2 protein-coding genes are annotated in these 4,887 nt (G+C 63.3%); both read left to right on the top strand.

Annotation, left to right across the window (positions count from 1 at the left end; translation table 11 throughout):
• The first annotated feature begins 42 nt into the window (after positions 1-42).
• Entirely contained in the window at positions 43-3,348 is a 3,306-nt protein-coding gene (locus tag HMPREF0178_RS10645) for a PD-(D/E)XK nuclease family protein (RefSeq protein WP_009733411.1), read from the top strand.
• A gap of 82 nt (positions 3,349-3,430) precedes the next feature.
• A complete protein-coding gene (locus tag HMPREF0178_RS10640) occupies positions 3,431-4,555 on the top strand; it encodes a nitronate monooxygenase family protein (RefSeq protein ID WP_009733410.1) in 1,125 nt (374 codons plus the stop codon).
• The last annotated feature ends 332 nt before the right edge of the window (positions 4,556-4,887 follow it).

The following is a 4,887-nucleotide window of genomic DNA, read 5'->3' as shown; positions in this document are numbered from 1 at the left end:
AATTTTCCTCTCCCTACCCCCATCTCACTCTCAGGTGAAACTATGACACCCTGCCCTCCGTTCCGCATCGTCCCTTGGGACACCGACTTTCTGGACGCCCTCAAAAACGGGGTGATGAAGGCCACACGCGGCCAGCCCGGCAACGCGGTGGTGGTCTTCATGCATGACCGCCCCCGCCGTTACCTGCGAGAACGCTTCCGCTACGCGCCGGATGTGCCCAAACCCTGCCTCATCCCGCGCATGTTCACGGAACGGGAACTGATGGCGGCGTTCCGCCAGGAACAGCACCAGAAACTCCGCCGAGAGGCCGGAAAGCTGGATCAGATTGCCCTGCTCTCCCGCTGCGTCCGCGAACTGGCGGAGCCGGACACTGAGCTGTGTATGCAGCTCGCCAAAACCGACGACGCGGGATTTTTCCCGTGGGGGGTGCGGCTCGCGGATCTGCTGGAGGAATGTTTCACGCAAGGGCTCACGCCCGAAGACATGCTGTACACGGAAGGCGAAGTGGCTCCTTTCGGGGCGGCCCTTCTCGGCTCGCTCGGCAAGATTTTCCGCCGTTACCGCGACGCGCTGATCGAATCCGATCTCACCACGCCCGGCTTCGACGCGTTTGTCGTCGCCAGCGCGCTGGAAGAAGGAACGGCCGGAGACGACCTCCCGCCGCTGCCCGACTTTCTCGCTGGGCGCGCCATCCTGCTGGCGGGCTTCGGTATGCTCACCGGCACGGAAAACACCCTGTTCCGCTACCTCTGGCGGCACGGCGCGCAGGTCTTCCTGCACGTCGATCCGGCGCTGGCCGAAAACGGACAAGGGCATTGGGCATGTACCGAACAGTCAAATTGGATCGCGGACTGGAAGGCCGATACCGTGCTGGCCTGCCCTTCCCCCGGCAAGAAACCGAAAATCCACTATTTCGCGGGCTACGACCTGCATTCCCAACTGGACGCCCTGCGCGGCGATCTCATCGAACTGGAACGGAAAGACCGCCTCGCCGCCGCGCTCAAGGCCAGAAGCACGACGCAACAGTTGTCCCTGCTCCCCTCATCGGAAAACGGCACGACTTCCACCCTTCCCGAAACGTCGACCAGCGGGAATGCCGACAACAAGGATTCGATAACGTCGAAAGCCTTGGGGGGGAGAGGGAAGGGGACCCGCGGGAAGGGAGAGGGAAGCCCTTCCCCCGGTGGGCTCGCCCCAACACCCGCCCCCATCCCCACCTCGCAGCTCGACATCGCGGTGGCCCTCGCGCACAGCGGGGCTCTGCTGCCCGTGCTGCACCACCTGCCCCGCAAGGACTGCAACATTTCGCTCGGCTACCCGCTTGAACGCTCGCTCCTGTTCCGCCTGCTGGAAACCGTGCTCGACGCCCGCAACCGCCGCCAGCCCAACGGCACGACCTACTGGAAGGCGCTTGCGGATCTCGTCCGCCACCCGTACCTGCGCCTGCTTGAGGTCAACGGCATTTCCCTGCGCGACATTTTCCAGAACATGGAAACTCGCCTCCGCAACGGCAGCCGGCACGCAGACGCCCATGCCGTCGCCGAAGGCGCTGCGGACGACTTCTTCGCCGCCTCCTCCCTGCCCAACGTGGCGGCGGCCATGCCAGCCATCCGGGAACTGATCAACCGGATCTTGCGGGATACCGTGGACACTTGGGCAAGAGCCCATACCCTCGGCGGACTCGCGGACGCGCTTTCCGGCCTGTGCGACACACTGCTTGTCTATGGAAGCGGCAACGACGAGAGCGGCGCGGGCAACGGCAAGGCCGACATCTGGTCGCGTTTCCCCATCGATGCGGAATGCCTGTTCCGCCTCATGCAGCGCGTCATCCCCGCCCTCAAGGACAACGGCATGGCCGGCACGCCGCTGCCGTGGCCTCTGATGCAGGCCATGCTGCTGGAACTCGTGCGTGCCGAGCGCGTCCCCTTCGAGGCCGACCCCCTGACCGGCCTGCAAGTGCTCGGTATGCTGGAAACACGCCTCTTGCGCTTCTCGCGGGTGTTCCTCGTGGACGTCACCGACGACAGGCTTCCCGGCGCGCCGATCCGCAGCCCGCTCCTGCCGGACAGCCTGCGCGCCCTTCTCGGCCTGCCCGACACCCGCAACCGCGAGCAGCTCGCGGCCTACACCTTCCACCGGCTCATCGCCGGGGCCGACGAGGTCTGGCTCTACTGGCAGGAAGGCGTGGAAACCTCCGGCCTGTTCGACGGCAAAAAGCAGCGCAGCCGCCTTGTGGAAGAACTCATCTGGCAGGAGGAGCAAGCCCGCGGGCAGCGCCTGAAACCGGGGCGCGAACCGCTCCGCACGGCGGCCCTTGATGTCCGCCCGCCGGTCAGGGTACGCAAGGTCGTCCCCAAGACCCCGGCTATCCGGGAGCAAATAGCCGCATCGCTCAAGCATCCTCTGTCCGCTACCCGGCTGGACGCCTACCTGACCTGCCCGCTGCGGTACTATTATGAGCGGCTGTGCGCCATCGCACCCATCGACGAGGTGAACGAAGACGACGATCCGGCGGCCGTGGGCGTGCTTCTGCACAACGTGCTCCGGGATTTCTACGCTCCCGCCGTGGGCAAGACCGTACGCCGCGACGCGCAATCGGGCGATCCCGAGTTGCCGTTCCTCGACGAAAAAGCCTTGCGCGCCCTGTTCCGCACGGCCCTCGACGCCTCGGGGCTGGAGGCCGCCCTGCCGCCGGAGAGCGCGGCCATGCTTTCCGTCACCGGGCCGGAGCGTCTGGGCATGTTCCTGCGCGCCCAGCCGGAACAGACGGAAGTGCTTTCCCTGGAAGAGGAATACGATGCCGAAATCCGGGTGGGGGGCCGCGTCAGGCGGCTTACCGGCAATCTCGACCGTGTGGACTGGCGTGAACAGGAAGACCCCGAAGGCGCGCTCGACGAAGGGGCGGTCATCCTCGACTACAAAACGGGCCGCATCAAGGCGCTGCGTCCGGACATCTGGGCCGACGACGCCTTTTGGGATGCGCTGGATCCGGAAAAAGCCGCCGAAGCCGCTTCCGAGCCAGACCCCGAACATGATTTTTTGCCAATAATGGCACAGCGTATTCCCACAGTGCAATTGCTGTATTATTGTTATTTGTATGGGCAGGCTACGGGCAAGCCCGTGCTCGACGCGGCGTTCGTCGCCCTTGGCGAAGACGGCGGGGAGCGGCCCCTTTTCGGGAAGGGCATGACCATTGAGGAACGGGAGCGGGCGTTGTCGCTCATTCCCCGCCTCATCGGGTTCATCCTCCTGCATATGGAGCTTTGCCCGGAATTTCGCCCACGGGAAGGGGCACATTGCCGCTGGTGTTCCTGGCGGAACGTGTGTATCATATCCTCCCAACAATAGATTCGGGTATTAGAAGCAGGGAGGCATTCCTATTCCCGCTTGCGTACCCATAACTCCATAAGAGACCTCTAGGAGGTTCTTCATGTCTTTTCCCACTCTGAACATAGGCGACCTCATCGCTAAAACTCCGATCGTCCAAGGCGGTATGGGCGTTGGTATTTCTCTTTCCAGGCTCGCTTCCGCCGTGGCCAACGAAGGCGGCATCGGTGTCATCGCCGGAGCCATGATCGGGATGAAAGAACCCGATGTGGCCAGCAATCCCCTTGAAGCCAACCTCCGCGCCCTCCGCCGCGAAATCGAAAAGGCCCGTGAAGCCACGCAGGGCATCATCGGCGTGAACATCATGGTCGCCCTGACCACGTTCGCCGAAATGGTCCGCACCTCCATCGAAGCCAAGGCCGACGTGATCTTCTCCGGCGCCGGGCTGCCGATGGACCTACCCAAGATTTTCAATGAGACTTGCGAACGCAAAAAGGAAGAATTCAAGACCAAGCTCGTGCCCATCATCTCTTCCGGCCGCGCCGCCACCCTCATCGCCCGCAAGTGGATGTCCAGCACCGGCTACATGCCCGACGCCTTCGTCGTGGAAGGTCCCAAAGCCGGCGGGCATCTCGGTTTCAGCCCCGAACACATTGTTGATCCCAACTACGCCCTCGAACAGCTTGTCCCGCAGGTCGTGGAAGCGGTGAAGCCGCTTGAAGACAAGGCCGGGCGCGCGATCCCGGTCATCGCCGCCGGCGGCGTGTACACGGGCGAAGACATCAAGAAGTACATGGATCTCGGCGCGTCCGGCGTCCAGATGGGCACCCGTTTCGTCGCCACCTATGAGTGCGACGCCGACGACCGCTTCAAGCAGGCCTACATCGACGCCAAACAGGAAGACGTGACCATCATCAAGAGCCCGGTGGGGATGCCCGGCCGCGCGCTTGTGAACAACTTCATCGATTCCATGCGTGACGGCGGCAAGAAGCCGTTCAAGTGCATCTTCCATTGCGTGAAGACCTGCGAGCAGGAAAAGACCCCCTATTGCATCGCCGCCGCCCTCATCAACGCCATGAAGGGCAACCTTGAGCGCGGGTTCGCCTTCTGCGGCGAAAACGTCTCCCGCGTCAACAACATCGTTTCCGTACACGACCTGATTTCCTCGCTGCAGCGCGAGTTCGACGCCATCATCAACAAGCCCGCTGCGGCTACCGTGAAGGCGTAAGGCCTCCGGCGGCAAGGGGGCTTCCCGCCCCCTTGACCCCCGTCCGGGAGGCGAGCCGCCCCCCGGACCCCGGCGAAACGTCCCGAATGCAAAGGTTCCGAACCGGCTTGTGCTGGTTCGGAACTTGCATTCGGGACTTCCGGCGGCATCGGAAATCCTCTTATGCTTTTGTGGATTCCCTTCTCTGCCTATCCTCTATATCATAGCAATACGTTTTCGTTCTTCCTGTTGCAACACCGGGAGACAAACGCCAATAAGAATCGCCTCCGCGCCTCCGTACCCCGCATCGACCCTTACGAAAGTCTTTGAAGATGAGAGGGAGGGGGTTCGGG

This window comes from Bilophila sp. 4_1_30 (genome assembly GCF_000224655.1).
In the GTDB taxonomy this organism is placed as follows: Bacteria; Desulfobacterota; Desulfovibrionia; order Desulfovibrionales; family Desulfovibrionaceae; genus Bilophila; species Bilophila wadsworthia.
Note: the sequence above shows the minus strand (reverse complement) of the source record. Positions and strands in the feature narration are given on the sequence as shown.

Excerpts from the sequence above, each read along its gene's own strand:
- HMPREF0178_RS10645 (WP_009733411.1), top strand. The coding sequence starts at position 43 with ATGACACCCTGCCCTCCGTTCCGCATCGTCCCTTGGGACACCGACTTT.
- HMPREF0178_RS10640 (WP_009733410.1), top strand. The coding sequence starts at position 3,431 with ATGTCTTTTCCCACTCTGAACATAGGCGACCTCATCGCTAAAACTCCG.